15 protein-coding genes are annotated in these 16,827 nt (G+C 28.6%); 6 read left to right on the forward strand and 9 right to left on the reverse strand.

Annotated features, from left to right (window positions below; genetic code table 11):
- Positions 1–112 precede the first annotated feature (112 nt).
- From O6B72_RS00940 to O6B72_RS00950, 3 genes are read left to right on the forward strand one after another with little or no spacing between them, the layout of a single operon-like run.
- Positions 113–466, forward strand: coding sequence for a Fur family transcriptional regulator (locus O6B72_RS00940; RefSeq protein WP_018713565.1), 354 nt, complete (start codon positions 113–115; stop codon positions 464–466).
- Positions 450–1,205 carry a class I SAM-dependent methyltransferase gene (locus O6B72_RS00945; protein WP_101637209.1) on the forward strand — a complete coding sequence of 252 codons (756 nt, stop codon included), beginning with the start codon at positions 450–452 and terminating at the stop codon, positions 1,203–1,205. The genes O6B72_RS00940 and O6B72_RS00945 overlap by 17 nt, the downstream gene beginning before the upstream one ends.
- Positions 1,206–5,915: a RecQ family ATP-dependent DNA helicase gene (locus tag O6B72_RS00950; protein ID WP_269491952.1), complete on the forward strand. Its 4,710-nt coding sequence runs from the start codon at positions 1,206–1,208 to the stop codon at positions 5,913–5,915.
- Positions 5,916–6,391: 476 nt separating this feature from the next.
- On the opposite strand, the gene O6B72_RS00955 is transcribed toward O6B72_RS00950, so the two are convergent.
- From O6B72_RS00955 to rsmA, 9 genes are all read right to left on the reverse strand, one after another.
- Entirely contained in the window at positions 6,392–7,438 is a 1,047-nt protein-coding gene (locus O6B72_RS00955; protein ID WP_018713568.1) for a type II asparaginase, read from the reverse strand.
- A gap of 34 nt (positions 7,439–7,472) precedes the next feature.
- A complete protein-coding gene (locus O6B72_RS00960) occupies positions 7,473–8,288 on the reverse strand; it encodes a transporter substrate-binding domain-containing protein (protein ID WP_101637206.1) in 816 nt (271 codons plus the stop codon).
- A gap of 304 nt (positions 8,289–8,592) precedes the next feature.
- Positions 8,593–8,856 carry a hypothetical protein gene (locus O6B72_RS00965; RefSeq protein ID WP_258298976.1) on the reverse strand — a complete coding sequence of 88 codons (264 nt, stop codon included), beginning with the start codon at positions 8,854–8,856 and terminating at the stop codon, positions 8,593–8,595.
- On the reverse strand, positions 8,838–9,122 hold the full coding sequence (locus O6B72_RS00970; protein WP_258298978.1) for a hypothetical protein: 285 nt from the start codon (positions 9,120–9,122) through the stop codon (positions 8,838–8,840). The genes O6B72_RS00965 and O6B72_RS00970 overlap by 19 nt, the downstream gene beginning before the upstream one ends.
- Entirely contained in the window at positions 9,122–9,424 is a 303-nt protein-coding gene (locus O6B72_RS00975) for an ElaB/YgaM/YqjD family protein (protein ID WP_258298979.1), read from the reverse strand. The genes O6B72_RS00970 and O6B72_RS00975 overlap by 1 nt, the downstream gene beginning before the upstream one ends.
- A 79-nt stretch (positions 9,425–9,503) precedes the next feature.
- The gene (locus O6B72_RS00980; protein ID WP_269491961.1) at positions 9,504–10,265 is read right to left on the reverse strand and encodes a pseudouridine synthase; all 762 of its coding nucleotides are present in this window, start codon (positions 10,263–10,265) and stop codon (positions 9,504–9,506) included.
- A gap of 9 nt (positions 10,266–10,274) precedes the next feature.
- Positions 10,275–11,237: a KpsF/GutQ family sugar-phosphate isomerase gene (locus O6B72_RS00985; RefSeq protein WP_269491953.1), complete on the reverse strand. Its 963-nt coding sequence runs from the start codon at positions 11,235–11,237 to the stop codon at positions 10,275–10,277.
- Between the two features lie 8 nt (positions 11,238–11,245).
- Entirely contained in the window at positions 11,246–13,240 is a 1,995-nt protein-coding gene (locus tag O6B72_RS00990) for a ribonuclease J (RefSeq protein ID WP_269491954.1), read from the reverse strand.
- Entirely contained in the window at positions 13,221–14,030 is an 810-nt protein-coding gene (gene rsmA, locus O6B72_RS00995; RefSeq protein WP_269491955.1) for a 16S rRNA (adenine(1518)-N(6)/adenine(1519)-N(6))-dimethyltransferase RsmA, read from the reverse strand. The genes O6B72_RS00990 and rsmA overlap by 20 nt, the downstream gene beginning before the upstream one ends.
- Positions 14,031–14,119: 89 nt before the next feature.
- Here rsmA and hisF point away from each other — a divergent pair, with 89 nt between their 5' ends.
- The 3 genes from hisF to rlmN are packed head-to-tail and all read left to right on the forward strand — an operon-like array spanning position 14,120 to position 16,502.
- Positions 14,120–14,860, forward strand: coding sequence for an imidazole glycerol phosphate synthase subunit HisF (gene hisF, locus O6B72_RS01000; RefSeq protein WP_269491956.1), 741 nt, complete (start codon positions 14,120–14,122; stop codon positions 14,858–14,860).
- 8 nt (positions 14,861–14,868) lie between these two features.
- Positions 14,869–15,432: a nucleoside phosphorylase-I family protein gene (locus O6B72_RS01005; RefSeq protein ID WP_258298986.1), complete on the forward strand. Its 564-nt coding sequence runs from the start codon at positions 14,869–14,871 to the stop codon at positions 15,430–15,432.
- Positions 15,429–16,502, forward strand: coding sequence for a dual-specificity RNA methyltransferase RlmN (gene rlmN, locus O6B72_RS01010; protein WP_269491957.1), 1,074 nt, complete (start codon positions 15,429–15,431; stop codon positions 16,500–16,502). The genes O6B72_RS01005 and rlmN overlap by 4 nt, the downstream gene beginning before the upstream one ends.
- The last annotated feature ends 325 nt before the right edge of the window (positions 16,503–16,827 follow it).

Here is a 16,827-nt window from a genome sequence, read left to right on the forward strand (position 1 = left end):
AAAGTATATCAAACACAACTTAGTTGCAACTTAATTTTAAGCAACTAGGTTGCATTTTTTACTATTGTTTTATTAATTTTATGATATCATTATCATATTTAAGGACTTTAAAATGGATGTAAAAAAATTTTTATTGAACCACGATATAAAACCAACAGCTTTTAGAAATTCTCTTGTAAAAATTTTAAAAACCGCTAACAAACCTGTTAGTTATGACGAGATAGTAGATCTTACAAATGCTAATAAAACCACAGTTTATAGGAACTTAGACTTACTTGAAGAAAAAGGAATTTTAATTTCAAGTATGGCTAACAACAAAAATTTTTATGAGTTAGCAGATCATGCGAAAGCTTATTTTGTTTGTGAAAAATGTCATAAGATGGAAGAAATATCAATGCCAAATTTAGAACTTAAGAATATAAAAAGCGTAGTTGTAAAAGGAACTTGTGATGAATGTTCAAAATAAAAATAGCAATATAAAAAATAGTGAAATTTGGGATAAAAAAGCTAAAAGTTATAGTAAATTTGATGGAAATTTGAACGAATTCCAAATAAGATTTTTTAAGATTTTAAAAGATTTTGATGTTAGCTTTAAAGATAAAACCTTAGTTGATATAGGATGTGGAACTGGGATTTATTCACTTTATTTAGCCGGAATTTGCAAAATGGTTTTAGGTGTAGATAGCTCAACAAAAATGCTCGAGGAGTTAAATTTAAAAAAAGCTGAGTTTAAAATAAATAACCTTCAAACAATAAACTCTGATTTTAAAAATTTCCAAACCGCTGATAAATTTGATATCGCATTTTTAACTATGAGTCCAGCTTTACAAAATGAGGATGATTTTAATAAATTTATGGATCTAGGGAATTTAAGAATTTATCTAAATTGGGAAGAGCCAAAAAACTCATCTATGCTTGATCCATTTTATAAAATTTATAAAAGAAATGATAAAAATAAAAACATCGCTTCAAATTTACAAAATTTTCTTATAAAAAATAATATTTCTTATAAAACAGAAGTTTTGAGAGAAATAAGATCAGCTAATAGAAGTCTTAATGAAGCTTTTGAAAATACAATCTGGCATCTAGAAATAAATGGTATAAAGTATGATGAGGGTGAGATAAAAAACACTCTTTTAAAAATGCAAAAAGATGGCTTTATAGAAGATGTGATAAAAAGCAAAATGAGGGTTTTAGTGTTTTAAATGAACGAAATAATCTTTATAGACACAGAAATTGGTAAAAATGACAAGAAGCTGTATGAATTTGGTGCTGTCTTTAAAGATGATTCTATAAAAACAAATGAAATTTTAGAAGCTGATTTTTTCTTAAAAAAGCATAGTTTTAATTTTATTTGTGGGCATAATTTTATAGATCATGATGGAATTTATTTATCATCAACTATTTTAAATGATAATTTAAAAGATAAAAATATCATTGATACACTTTTTCTTTCCATGCTTCTTTTTCCAAATAAAAAAACTCATAAATTATTAAAGCCGTACAAAACCACATTAAACATACAAAATAACCCACTTGGAGATGCTTTTCAAACAAAGGCTCTTTTTGAACTATTAGATGCCAAATTCAATAGTCTAAACAATGAAATAAAACAAGCTTTTGTAGACTTGCTCTATGAAAATAAATATTTTAATGGATATTTTGTATATAAAAATTTAAAGCCTAAAAAGAATGACTTCTCTAAAATTATACCAAATGATATAAAATACGAAGAAGATGATATTTTACTTCTTGCAAACACAATGCCTATTGAGCTTGCTTTTATAATTTCATTTTTATATACGGATAGAAAAGCTGCAATTTCACATATCATAATAAATAAATTTCCAAACATTTCTTGGATCATAAAAAATATATGTTTTGATTTAAAAAGCACAAATATTTCTAAATTTGCACTCAATGAGTTTGGTTTTAATACTTTTAAAGAGTTTGAAAATATTAATGAAGGATTATTTAAAATTTCACAAAAAGACATTATAAATTCTGCTTTAAATGACAATTCTATTCTTGCAATTCTTCCAACAGGTGGTGGAAAAACTTTTACTTTTCAACTTCCAGCTCTTATTAAAGCACAAGCTTACAATGCCTTAACTGTTGTTATTTCACCACTTCAGGCTTTGATGAAGAATCATGTTGATAGCTTTAAAGAAAAAAATCAAAACTTTAGCGTAAAAGCAATAAGTGGCTATTTAAGCCCGGTTGAAAGATCTGATATAATAACTCAAATTTCAAACGGCACAGTTGATATTTTGTATTTAGCACCAGAAGCATTAAGATCAAATTCTATTTTCAATGCATTAAAGTGTAGAATGATAGATAGATTTGTTATTGATGAGGCACACTGCTTTTCATCTTGGGGGCACGATTTTAGACACGATTATCACTATATCGCAACTTTCATAAATGAATTAAATCAAAGCTCAAATATGCAAGAAAATATACCCGTTTCTTGTTTTACAGCCACCGCTAAACCAGAGGTTATAAATGATATAAAAGAATATTTTTTCAAAAATATAAAAATAGAATTTGATGAGTTTTTAGCTTCTTCAAAAAGAGAGAATTTAGAATATGAGGCAATAGAAGTAAAAGATGAGAATGAAAAATATGAAAAATTAATAAAAACAATTCAAAATTTAGGGAAAATACCAACAATAATCTATCTCCCACAAAATGCAAAAGGCTGCAAAGAGTTAAGTCAAAAACTAACAGAAGATGCAAGACTTGAGTATTTAAATTTAAGCATTGAACCATTTTATGCAAAAATTGATGAAGAAATAGAACTAAAAACCAGAAAGGGAAGAAACAAAAGCGAAATTTTAAAGGATTTTATAGATGATAAAATAGACATAGTGGTTGCAACAACAGCTTTTGGAATGGGGATTGATAAACCGAATATAAAAGCTGTAATTCATTATAGTCAATCAGATAGCCTTGAAGCATATTTACAAGAATCAGGTCGTGGTGCAAGAAGTAGTGATATTGTAGCCAAATGCATAATCCTATATCAAAGAGATGATTTTGATAAAATTTTTCAAAAATTAAATTCAAATAAAATTGATGCTGAAGAAATTCAATCAATAGTTAAAACTCTAAAAAATAAAAAAATAAATCCGGTTTACATATCACCAAAAACACTTGCTAAAAACTCAGGAATAAATTTAGAACTTGATTATGAAAATATTGTAAAAACTGCACTTTTAGAGCTTGAAAGATGTGAAATTTTAAAACGAGACAGGGATAAATATACAATTTGTGGTTCATCTTTAATAGATAAAGAAAAAAGAAACATGAATTATATAAGAAATTTACTAGAAAGCAAAAAAGAAAAATATTTAACAATTTTTAATTATATGATTATGATAATGCAAAATATCATCCAAAAAAGCAAGACCGAGCCAGTAGAAATAGACACATTGTCAAGCAATATTGGAATTAGCAATAAAGATACTTTTGAAGCAATTTATGCACTTCAAAAAGAGAATTTAATAAATTATGATAACGATATTTCAGTATTAATAAATAAAAAAGTAAAAAATGAATTTTTCAATCATTTAAATCTTGAAAATAAAATTCTTGATTACATACTGGAAAAGAAAAAATTTGATATTCGAGACATTGAAAATAAAGATACCAAAAAAATTACAAAAATCAAAAAAATTATCCAAAGTTTTTCATCTTTATCAAAAATTCATAACCAAACTCTAAATGTTTATTTTTATAACTTTTTTACTACTATAGAACTAAAAGATGAAAAATCTTTTAAAATTTTATTAAAACAAAGACAAGAAATTTGTAAAACTATACTTTTTGAAATTTTAAATTTCTTAAAAGAAGATGAAAAAGAGATAGAGTTTGCATCTATGAAGCTTCAAAGCAAACTCGGTATAAGAACTGAATTTTTCCATCACTGTCTTGTTTATTTACATCAGATTTTAAAAAATTTCGAACTTAGAAAAGGAAGATTAATTTATTATAAGGCTTATAAAATAGAGCTTTTAGACAAAATAAATGAAAATACACCATATCAAAAAAGAAGAGATTATAATCAAACTTTAGCAAAATATTATGAAAGAAAAATAGAAGCTGTGCACATACAGGCTAAATTTTTAGAGCTTTTAACTAACAAAGATAAAAATGTTAGCAAATTTATAAAAGATTATTTTAGCCTAGAGTATGAAAAATTTAAAAAAATATATAATTTTGATAAAAATATAAAACTTCCAATTACCAAAACTAAGTTAAATAAAATTTTATCATCTTTAAGCACTGAACAAAAAGCAGTATTTGAAGATGATAAAAACAATTCTATTATGGTTTTGGCAGGCCCTGGAAGTGGAAAGACTAAAACATTGGTTCATAAAATTGCTTCATTAATAACAAAGGAAGGCTTTAAGGCAGAATATTTTTTAATGCTTGCACACTCAAGAACTGCTGTTAGTGAATTTAAAACTAGGCTTAAAAATCTAATTGGCAATCAAATTTACAAGGTTAAAATTTATACTTTTCATGCGTTTGCCTTAAATTTATTATCTTGCAAATACAGCAGTGAGGATGAATTAAAAAATGCCATTCCTAACGCTACAAAAGCCCTACAAAATGGAGATGTAGAGCTTCCTTTAATCCAGATGTTGGTTCTTGATGAGTATCAAGACATAGGGCTTAAAAGTTATGAGTTCATAAAAGAAATTTATAAAAACATGCCAAATGATAAAAAAATAATTGCAGTTGGAGATGATGATCAATGTATTATGGATTTTGGTGATAATAAAGCTGATATTAAATTTATTAAAGAGTTCAAAAATGATTTTTCTATAAATTATAAAGCTTACAATCTACTAACAAATTATCGAAGTTGTTATAATTTAGTTAGTTTTTTTAATGCTTTCAGAAACGAGTTTAAAGAAAAATTAAAATATGAAAATTTAATCTCAAACTCTAATAATATAGGAGATATTGTATTATTACAAACAAATGATTATATAACTAACATACTAACTAATTTGGATACTAACAAACAAAATGCAATCATAGCAAAAACAAATAAAGAAGTGCTTGATATTTACTCTTTTTTACTCCAAAAAAATATAAAAGCAAAACTTTTAACAGATAAAAATGGCTTTAGACTCGGAAATTTGATAGAATTGAGAGCTTTTTTAGAGTATTTTTATGAATCCAGTTTCAATACTGCTCTTGACAGATTTATAAAAAATTTTAATAATTCTTCAAATCTAGCACTTGCACTTGAAGTAATAGAAAAGTTTCAAAATGAATATGATATGAGTGAAAATGAAAAATATCTTAAAAAAGCTTTTAAAGAATTTATAGAAATTATCGATTTTGATGAGTTTGAAAATACAAAATCAAATGTGATAATCTCTACTATGCATAAGGCCAAAGGTAAAGAATTTGATAATGTTCATCTTTGTTTTAAAGATAAAATAGACAATGAATACGATAAAAGGCTTTTGTATGTTGCAATAACAAGAGCAAAAAAATCACTTTTTATCTATTCTAAAAATGAAATTTTTCTAAAATACAAAAGCTATTTTACTAAAATATTAGATTTTAAAAATAGCTTTTATACTCCTAAAAATATAACTTTAACAATGGGGTTAAGTGATGTTAATCTATCACGATATGATTTATTCTTAACAACCAAAAAATTAAATTTACAAGCTGGTCAAGAAGTTAGAGTAAATACTCAAGGAATTTTTAGTGAAAATTTTTGTATTGGAAAGTTTTCAAAAAAATTTAAAAAAGAGATAGAAAAATATGAAACTCAAGGATATAAATTAAATCAAAAATCTAAACTAAAATATATTGTAGTTTGGTATAGTAAAGAAAAAAATAGCGAATTTAGAATAGCTTTATGTGAAATAAAAATGAATTTATAAAATTTTAACGAATTTTTACGGGTGGAATAAAGTATTAATTATTCTATTGAAAGGATTTTAAATTGCCTAGTTATTCTAAAAAGATGTTTTCAAACCTGATCAAGCTTAAGAAAACTTGCTATTTTTTTAATTGTAATAAAGCTATAATAACATAGAAAGCCATACAAAAGCTGATGGGACGTTTTTTAATAGAGAAGATGTTGTAAAATCATTTTAGTTAGCCTTGACCTAGATTTTCCTGAACCTATATTCTAATCTAGTCCTATAATACTATAATTTTTGTTCTATTTTAATTTATATCTTGCATATGCTATAGAGCACAATATTATCTTAAAAATTTACAAAAGCGCTTGATAAAGAAAATGATGAAACTCTTTTTTAAAAAAGTGGTAAAATAATTTTTAAGTATAATTGTTTTTTTATAATATTTTTTATTATTACTGGAAATTAAAGGCGGGAAATTCCGCCTTTTTATCTTAGTACTCTTTGAAGTATTTTTGAATTTTATCTTTATCGCTTGTTTTTGTTAAAGCAACCATTAATAAAACTCTAGCTTTTGCAACATTTAAGTTATCAGCTGTTAAAAAGCCATATTTAGCATCATCAACCTCAGCACCAACGCTAGTTGAACCACTTCCTACTCTGCTTCCTCTAACAACTACAACGCCTTGTTTTACAGCATCTGCTAAAGCTTTTTCAACACTTGGATAAGGGTTTCCATTTCCCATACCAGCTAGAATTATACCTTTTGCACCGTTTTTAACAGCAGTTTCTACAAAATCAGGAGTATCTTGTGTATGTCCATATACTATGTCAACTCTTGGTAGACTTTCAAGACCTTTTACACTAAATTCTGAATTTACAGTGTGTTTTCTAACTGGAGCAAGATAGTAATTTACTATACCATAATTTACAGTTCCGATATTTCCTGTATTTACTGATTTAAAAGTATCAACTGCAGTTGTGTTTGTTTTAGTAACTTCTCTAGCAGCATGAATTTTATCGTTCATTACAACTAAAACACCTTTTCCAACACTGTTTTTATCCATAGCAACATTTACAGCATTATAGATGTTTAAAGGACCGTCTGCACTCATTGAAGTTCCACTTCTCATAGCACCTACAAAAACAACTGGTTTTTTACTTTTTGTAACCAAGTTTAGGAAATAAGAACTTTCCTCCATTGTGTCAGTTCCGTGAGTTATAACTATACCGTCAACGCTCTTATCTGCTAAAAGCTCATTTACTCTATTAGCAAGTTTTAACCAAACTTCATTATTCATCTCTTGTGAACCAATATTTGAAATTTGCTCGCCTTTAATAGTAGCAATTTCATTAATTTGTGGAACTGCAGCAATTAGCTTGTCAACTGTTACTGTTCCTGAAGTATAACTTCCACTTAACGCACTATCACCAGCTCCGGCGATAGTTCCACCTGTTGCTAAAATGTAAATAGTTGGCTTTGCAAAAAGCATAGTTGTTCCTAACAGCATAAAAAATGCTAATTTTTTTAAAATCTTCATGTATTACCTCCTTATAAAGATTTTTTTATGAATTTTATCCAAAAATTTTATAAATATCTTCTAATAAGAAATATTTTGCCTCAACCTCATTTTTATAAAATGGAACAAAGGTTTCATTAAATACCTTTCTAAAAAATCCTTGTTTGCTGAGTTTTATCATTTCATTATTTACAGCATTTAAAAGCTCATCATTTCCTTTTTTAACACCAATACCTAAAAAACTATTAAAGCCTAAATTTCTCATTCCTTTTGGGACAATATAACCTCTATCAACTATGCCATATGCCATAACGACTAAATTATCATCTATATAAGCATCAGCTTTATTGTCTTTTAATGTCCTATATGCCTCAATAGAACCTTTTGTTTTTATAACTTTTGCTCCAGGAATTTTTTTAACATAGTCTTCCATCGTGGTTCCCTCTTGGATAACTATGGTTTTATAGTTTAAATCTTTTTCGGAATTTAAAGGTCTATCTTTACTGCTTATCGCACCCATTGCTACGGCAAAATATGGAAGTGAAAAGCTAACTTTTTTCTTTCTTTCATCTGTTTCGGTAAAACTTGCTATTACAATATCAGCTTTGTCATCTTGTAAGAATTTAATTCTTTCGCCTCCGCTATCAATACCAACTAAAGTTACTTTTCCACCATTTCCAATAATACTTGAACCGATGGCTTTTGCCATATCAACCTCAAATCCTTCGAATTCACCATTCTCCAAACTTGAATAAGGTGGTTGATTTGTCCAAACACCAACTTTGATTTCACCATTTTTGCGAATCTCATCTAGGCTACTGCCAAAAGCAAACGCTATTACAAGTAAAGATAAAAATGCTATTTTTTTCATATTTCTTCTTTCTGTACTTTTAAAAACATACATTGATAAAAGCATATATGTTTAATATGCTAAGACTAATAAACTATTTCTAATCGAATTATACTAATTTTTTAAGAATTTAGCAAGATTATAAGTGACTAATTAGAAAGAATATTATTGTTATTTTTAATCTATAGAGGCAATTATTAAATATTATAATTTTATCTATATTTAAATTTATAATATTTTATTTTTAAAAAGTGAATCAAAAAATACAAACAAAACTAAAAATTTATCATGTTAAAATAATGCTGAATGTTTTGATAAGATTTTGCTATTTAGATTTTTTTGAAAAAATACTTAAAAGTGTAGGCATAATAAATTTTTTATCAATAAAATTTACTAGTGCTAATGCAATTCTGCCTTTATTTATCAGCCGTAGTTCTTCAGAAATTTCCAAACCTGGATCGGATTTTAAAAGTTTTAATTTTGCCATTTCAACTCTTAATTTAGTATCTTTTTCATCTATTATGAAGCTTTTTCCATCAAGCATAGCAACTACTTCATTTAGTTTTTTTCTTACTTTTTTGTTTTCCATAAATACACCATGTAAATAATAAATGACAATAAAAAAGCCACTCCGGATGTTAAAAAATAAGCTCCAAGTTTGCCAACCCATGTTTGAAAAGCTAAATTTAAACCAAGAAGTAAGAAAATAAAACCTACAACTGCAATTATTGCAACGACGCACAAGGCTATGATATTTCCAGCACTTTTTACAAAAGAAGCCTTTATATCATCGGCTTGTGCCTCTACCAGTTCGACAACTGAGATTAAAAACTCAGAAATGCTAAAACCAGCCATTATTTCCTAAACAACCAACCGAGTACAAAACCAACAGCAAGGGTAATACCAACACTTTTTAAAGGTTCATCTTTAATGTTTTTACTAACATAATCAACTCCATCTTTTCCCTTGCTTTTTAGCTCATCAATTGCTTTTTCAATATCTTCGATTGACATACTGCCATCAATTTTATCTTTTGCATCTTTTAGTGCTTCTTTGCCAGAATCTTTAATTAATTTTGCCATATCTTTTAACTCTTGTTTTAAACTATCAATTTCTTTTTTAATAGCATTAACATCTACTGTTTCTTGTGCTGCCATTTTTTACTCCTTATAAAATATATCTATTGAATTACTTGACATTATAGGACTTAATAGTAAATTGTTATAAAACAAAATATTAGTATCTAACACTATTTTGTTTTAGAAAATCTCTTAAATCATCATATTCTGAACTTGTTAGATATCTCCATTTCCCAGGCTTTAACATTCCCAAATCAACCCTTCCAAAACTAACTCTTTTTAGTTCCATAACTTCTAGATCAAAGCACCCAAAAAAGCGTCTTAGCTCTCTATTTTGACCCTCATTTATGATAACCTTAAGTTTTGTATAACCACCACTTGATCCAAGTACCGAATAGGCTAAGAAAGGCTTAAATTCCATGGATTTAATCTGCGTTTTTTCATGTGCTCCCTTTGTGGCATCTTTAGCAAAAAATCCTTCTCTCATCGCTGCTATAACATCATCGGTTATCTCACCTTTTACCTTTAGATAATACATTCTTTCAATATCACTTCTCATTAAAGCCTCAGCTATAGCAGGTGCATCAGTAAGCAGCAAAAGTCCTTCACTAGCAAAATCAAGTCTTCCAACACTTATAAACTTACTAAAACCTTTCGGCAAGGTATCGAATATTGTTTTTCTACCCCTATCATCACACTTTGTAACTAACTCACCTTTTTGTTTGTTATAAACAATAACTGAAAACTCAGTTTTTTTCTTCACTAAACGCCCATTTATCTTGATTTTATCATCATAACTAACTTCTACAAAATCACTAACAACTCTTCCATTTACACTAACTTTTCCACTTTTTATAAGCTCATCTGCTTCACGACGTGAATAGTTAGTGTTATGTGAAATAAATTTATTAATTCTCATTTTTTCCATTTATAATCCTAAATTTGTCAAATCATGAATGTGTAAAATTCCAATTGGAATTTTTTTATCATTGACAATTACAAGCGATTGAATTTTATATTTTTCTATTATTTTGAGGGCAGTTGATGCTAAAATTTCATCATCATCTATAATTTTTGGCTCTTTTGTTGCATAGTTTAAGGCTTTATCATTTATATCAAAATCGTCTCTTTGTAGTGCTCTTCTTAAATCCCCGTCACTTAAAATCGCCGCTAACTTACCATTTTTATCTGTTAGTAAAACGGCTCCAAGTTTTCCATGAGTCATCGTATCTATAGCGACTTTAAGACTAACATCATAACTAACAATTGGCAATTCATTAGTTTTCATAACGTCTTTTACTTTTAAAAACAGTCTTTTTCCAAGACTACCACCTGGATGAAAATTTGCAAAATCTTCAACTTTGAAATTTCTCATCTTCATAAGACAAATTGCCAAGGCATCGCCCAAAGCTAAAGTTAACGTAGTAGAAACTGTTGGCGCAGCACCTAATGGACAAGCCTCTTTTATTATATCAAGACTTATTATTTCATCGCTAAATTTAGCTAAGGAACTGCTGAATTTAGCAGTCATTGATATAATTTGAACACCAAATCTTTTAAGGTGAGGCATTATTTTTATAAGCTCATCACTTTCGCCACTAAAACTTATCGCTAGTATCACATCGCTTTTTTGCACCATTCCAAGATCTCCGTGCAAAGCTTCAGTTGGATGTAAAAAAAAACTAGGAGTGCCAGTACTAGCCATTGTAGCTGCTATTTTTGCGCCTATATGGCCACTTTTTCCAACTCCTGTTACGATAACTTTTCCTTTACAAGAATAGAGCAAATTTAAAGCATTTTCAAATTTATCATCAAGTAAATTTGAGTGTCTTAAAAGCTCATTTCCCTCAAGCTCTAAAACTCTTTTTCCAATTTCTAAAATTTCACTCATTTTATGCCTCACACTAGGTAAATTACAGGAACAATTGTAGGATACTTTTTAAGACGTCTAAAGATATGCTTTCTTATGGCTTGTCTTATTTGATTTTCTAAAGCCCTTTGATCTCCTAAAAGCTCATTTTTTAAATTACTTAGAAACTGTGTTAAAACAAGCTCCATATCTTTTGCAAAGGCTCTTTGCTCTTTTGCATTAACAACTCCATAAGTTATAACTCTTGTTTTTACAAGTTTTTTATTTGCCTGATCAACTTGAGCGATAACCATTACAACACCAGCATCCGCTAAATTTTGACGATGTTTTACCATATCATCTGAGATTTCTTTGTTTATCTGATTATCGACAAAGATTTTGCCAGTTTTTACAGTTTTTACTCTTTTTATATATCCACTTGTAACTTCAACTTGATCACCATCACTCATCAAATAGATATTTCTTGGATCGACACCACAATCAATAGCTGTTTTAGAGTGCTTTTCTATATGGTTATACTCCCCATGAACAGGCAAGAAAAACTTAGGTTTTGTAAGACGAAGCATGAGCTTTTGCTCTTCTTGTGCAGCGTGACCTGAGACATGAATCTCACTAAAATCTTGGTACGCAACTTTTGCACCACTTTTTAAAAGATAGTTTAAGATATTTGAAACACCTGCTTCATTTCCAGGGATTGCTTTGGCTGAGATAATAATTTGATCGCTTGGCTTTATCTTGATATATTTATGCTCATCCGTTGCCATTCTATATAGTGCGCTCATAGTCTCGCCCTGACTTCCTGTTGTTACTATCAAAACTTCGTTATCAGGGTATTTTCCAACCTCGTTAGCATCTATAAAAATTTCCTTTGAAAGATCAATATATCCAAGTTCCATAGCAGTAAATAAATTTCTCTCCATTGATCTTCCGATAACACAAATTTTTCTATTGTGTTTTAATCCATGTTCAATAGCTTGATAAATTCTATGAACATTTGAGCTAAATGTGCTCATAATAACTCTTCCTTTTGATTTGGAAAATATTTCATCAAAGGTCTTTCCAACTGTTTTTTCACTTTTTGTAATGCCTTCTCTATGAGAATTTGTGCTATCGCTCATTAAAAGGAGCACCCCTTTTTCTCCATATTCTGCTAAGCGTCCTAAATCAGTCGGATAGCCATCTATTGGCGTGTGATCTATCTTAAAATCACCCGTGTGAATAATTGTGCCAGCTTCTGTTTTTATAGCAAGGGCTGAAGCATCAATTATGGAGTGAGTTATATGTATCCATTCGACATCAAAATCACCTATTTTATAGACTTTTCTTTTTTCTACTGGTCTGAAAAGTGCTCTTTTTGCCTTTAAGCCATGCTCTTCAAATTTATTTGATATCATTCCAAGACAAAGTGGCGTAGCATAAATTGAATAATCAAACTCTTTATAAAAATATGGCATCGCACCGATATGATCCTCATGTGCGTGAGTTATAATTACAGCCTTAATTTTGTCTTTTATCTTTCTTATGTAGTCAAAATCAGGTATTAAAATATCAACTCCAAGCATGCTTTCATTTGGAAAACTCATACCAACATCAACTATAATCGCACTTGTATTTGTTTCAAAAACAGTTATATTTCCACCTATTTCACCAAGACCGCCAAGTGGGGTTATGCGGATCTTAGAATTTGATTTAAAGAATTTTAAAGGATTTAGTCTTTCATCGTGAACTTTTTTGTTTGCGATGATTGCTTTTTCCATCTCTTTTTGCCAATTTTCATTACCATTTAAGCATTTAGAAACATTTGATTTTTTTCTTCTTTTTGACTGAGTTTTTTTAGGAGTTTCTTTTTCGCCTATGCCTGATTCTTTTTGAAGGTTTTTCTTTCGGTTTGCATAACGATTTGTCTTTTTAAAACCATTTTGCCTACTAGTATTTGATTTTTGATTGTTTATATCGTTTTTATTATTTGTGTTATTCTGGTTATTTTGTTTGTTTTCACCATTGCTATTTTGATTCTTTTCCATTTTTCACCTTTAAATAATTAAAAATTTTTACTATTAAGGTGTTATTTAATTGATGAGCTCTTAAATTTTGATCTAAGTTTAACTCTTCAAAGCATTTTTTTAAAATCTCTTTATCAATCTTAGAACTTAAATTCTTCAAAATTGTTTTTCTTGGACTTAAAAAACAGGTTTTTAAAAAATCTTTATAAGATTCATAGTTGACTCTATCAAGCTCATTGAAGTTATCAAATTTACTAAATTTTACAACACTTGACATAACTTTTGGCTCTGGTTCAAAACTACTTGGAGGTACGTCAAATAAAGTTTTTATCTCTCCGTTTAAGCTAGTTATTAAACTAAGCGAATTTGAACCGCCAAAGCCACAAAATTTCAATGCAACTTCACGCTGGATCATGACTATAAATCCTAAGCAATTTGGATCATCTACTGCTTTTAGCATGATATTTGTTGCCACATAATATGGTAAATTCGCAACTAAAAAATAGTTTTTTTGACTAATTTTGTCCCAAATTTTTAAAGCATCACCAAGTGTTAAGATCAGTTTTTTTTCATCAATTTCTTTTTTAAAAGTTTGATTTAAAACTATAAAAAGATCTTCATCAATTTCATAACTTTTAACTTTTGAAATTTCTAGTAATTTCTTAGTTAAATCACCTAAGCCAGCCCCAATTTCGACTAAATCACAATCTTTATCGCTAAAAATCTCTTTGGGAATCGCTTGGATGATCTTATCAAGAACCACACTATCTTTTAGAAAATTTTGTCCGAATTTCTTTTTTGCCCTTATCATCAAAAGATTATAACTAAAAAAAACTAACAAAGCTACACATTAGAAAAATTTTGATAAAATAATACTCTATTTTAATACAAAGGTGAAAGATGAAAAAGATAATTCCTTGTCTTGACACAAACAAAGGCAGAGTTGTAAAAGGTGTAAATTTTGTAAATTTAGTCGATGTCGGAGATCCTGTAGAAATAGCTCAGTTTTATGAGAAAGAAGGTGCTGATGAACTTTGCTTTTTAGATATAACTGCAACTAATGAAAATAGAAAAACAACAGTCGAACTTGCTAAAAAAGTAGCAAATTCTATAAAAATTCCACTAATTGTTGGCGGTGGAATAAAGACAATTGATGACATAAAAGCACTTTTAGATGCTGGCGTAAGCAAAATTAGCATAAATTCAGCAGCCATCAAAACACCTAATTTAATCGATGAAGCAGCTAAGGAATTTAACTCACTAATTGTAGCAATAGATGTAAAAAAAGTAAATAATAATTATAATGTTTTTATAAATGGTGGCGAAGTTGATAGCGGCAAAGAAGCTTTAAAATGGGCTTTAGAGGTTCAAGACAGAGGTGCTGCAGAAATTCTTCCAACATCTATGGATAGAGATGGTGTAACTAACGGATATGATTTAGAAATAACAGGTTTGTTAGCAAAAGAGTTAAATATCCCAGTTATTGCAAGCGGTGGTGCTGGAAAAATGAGTGACTTTTTAGATGCTTTTAAGGCCGGAGTTAGTTCAGCTTTAGCAGCTTCAGTATTTCACTTTGGAACAATTCGCATAAATGAATTAAAAAAATATCTTTTAGAAAACGGTATAAAGGTTAGAATTTAATGACTAATTTGTTAGTTTGTGCGGGAAAAAGTGAGAGCTTCGAATTTGCCCAAAGCATTGGAATCGGACTAATAGAGGCTGCAATAACACTAACCAATATACTAACAAAAAAAGCTCTAGAAGATGATTTGCCAAAACAAATCATCTTCGTTGGAACTGCTGGAATTTATAAAAAAGGTGAAATTTTAGAAATATATGAAAGTTCTAAAGCTTCAAATTTAGAAATTTCAAAACTTATAAATTTATCATATTCTCCTTTAAATTTAGAAAATCCGCTAAATGTTTCACGTGAAACATCGCTAACAAAAAGTTCAAATATTGTTATAAACTCATCAAATTTCATAACACAAGATAAAAATTTAGCAGTAAAATTTTATGAAAATGGGTTTGATTTAGAAAATATGGAGTTTTATTCTATTTTAAGTGTAGCAAATTTTTTTAAAATTAAGTGCAAAGCAGTAGTTTGTGCTACAAATTTTTGTGATGAAAACGCTCATGAAATGTTTATAAAAAACCACGCCGCAGCAAAAGAAAAATTAAAAATCTATATGAAAGAAAAAGGGTTGATTTGAAAAATTTACTTGATTTTACGAAAGATGAACTCGGTGAATTTGTAAAACCAGCTTTTAGAGCTAAACAAATTTATGAATGGATTTACAAAAAAAACGTTGATAGCTTTGATGAAATGCTAAATTTGCCAAAAGATTTAAGGCAAGATTTAAGCCAAAATTTTTATTTTGATCCACTAAAAGTTGTAAAATCTGAAAAAAGCAAAGATGGAAGTATTAAATATCTTTTTGCATTAAAAGATGGAAAAACTATAGAAAGCGTTTTGCTTCCAATGAAGGACGATGAATTTGATGAAAATGGAAAACTTATAAAACATGCCAGATACACTATTTGTGTCAGTTCGCAAGTCGGATGTAAAATGGGTTGTAGTTTTTGCCTAACAGCTAAAGGTGGGTTTGTTAGAAACTTGACTGCTGGTGAAATTGTAGAACAAGTTCATTTTATAAAAAAGATTAATAAAATTCCATATGAAAGACGTGTAAATGTTGTCTATATGGGAATGGGCGAACCTCTTAATAATCTTGAAAATATTGCAAAAGCTATTAAAATTTTTACCGACAATGACGGACTTGCCATTTCACCAAGAAGACAGACAGTAAGCACAAGTGGACTTAGCTCACAAATAAAAAAGCTTGGGGAAATGAATTTAGGAGTTTTATTGGCAATATCACTTCATGCAGTAAATGATGAGTTAAGACAAGAACTTATGCCAATAAATAAAGCTTATAATATAGCTTCTATAATGGATGCCGTGAGAGAGTTTCCTATTGACATGAGAAAAAGAGTAATGTTTGAATATCTAATGATGCACGGCGTAAATGATAGCCTAAAAGATGCAAAAACTTTAGTAAAACTGCTTCATGGTATAAAGGCAAAGGTAAATTTAATCTATTTTAACCCACACGAAGGCAGCATTTATAAACGTCCGTTAAAAGAAAATATGGAAAAATTCCGTGATTTTTTACAAAGTAAAAGTGTAACTTGTACTATAAGAGAATCGAAAGGAATTGACATAAGTGCAGCTTGTGGGCAACTAAAAGAACGAAGTGAAAATAAAATATTAAAAAAATAAAAGGGAAAAAATTGACAAAATTAGATTTAATAGAAATTATTTTTATAACTATTGTTTTAATTTTAGGCTTTGGCCTTATGATTAAAGTAATATTATCTGAAAATAAAGATGAGTAAATTTTACTAACCTTTGTTAGTAAAATTATATAAAATATGAACTTATTTCGAGAAATATTACCCAAAGCATTCTAACAAAGCATTCTAACAAAGCATTCTAACAAAGCATTCTAACAAAGCATTCTAACAAAGCATTCTAACAAAGCATTCTAACAAAGCATTCTAACAAAGCATTCTAACAAAGCATTCTAACAAAGCATTCTAACAAA

It is taken from the genome of Campylobacter ureolyticus (assembly GCF_027277485.1).
GTDB lineage: Bacteria > Campylobacterota > Campylobacteria > Campylobacterales > Campylobacteraceae > Campylobacter_B > Campylobacter_B ureolyticus_B.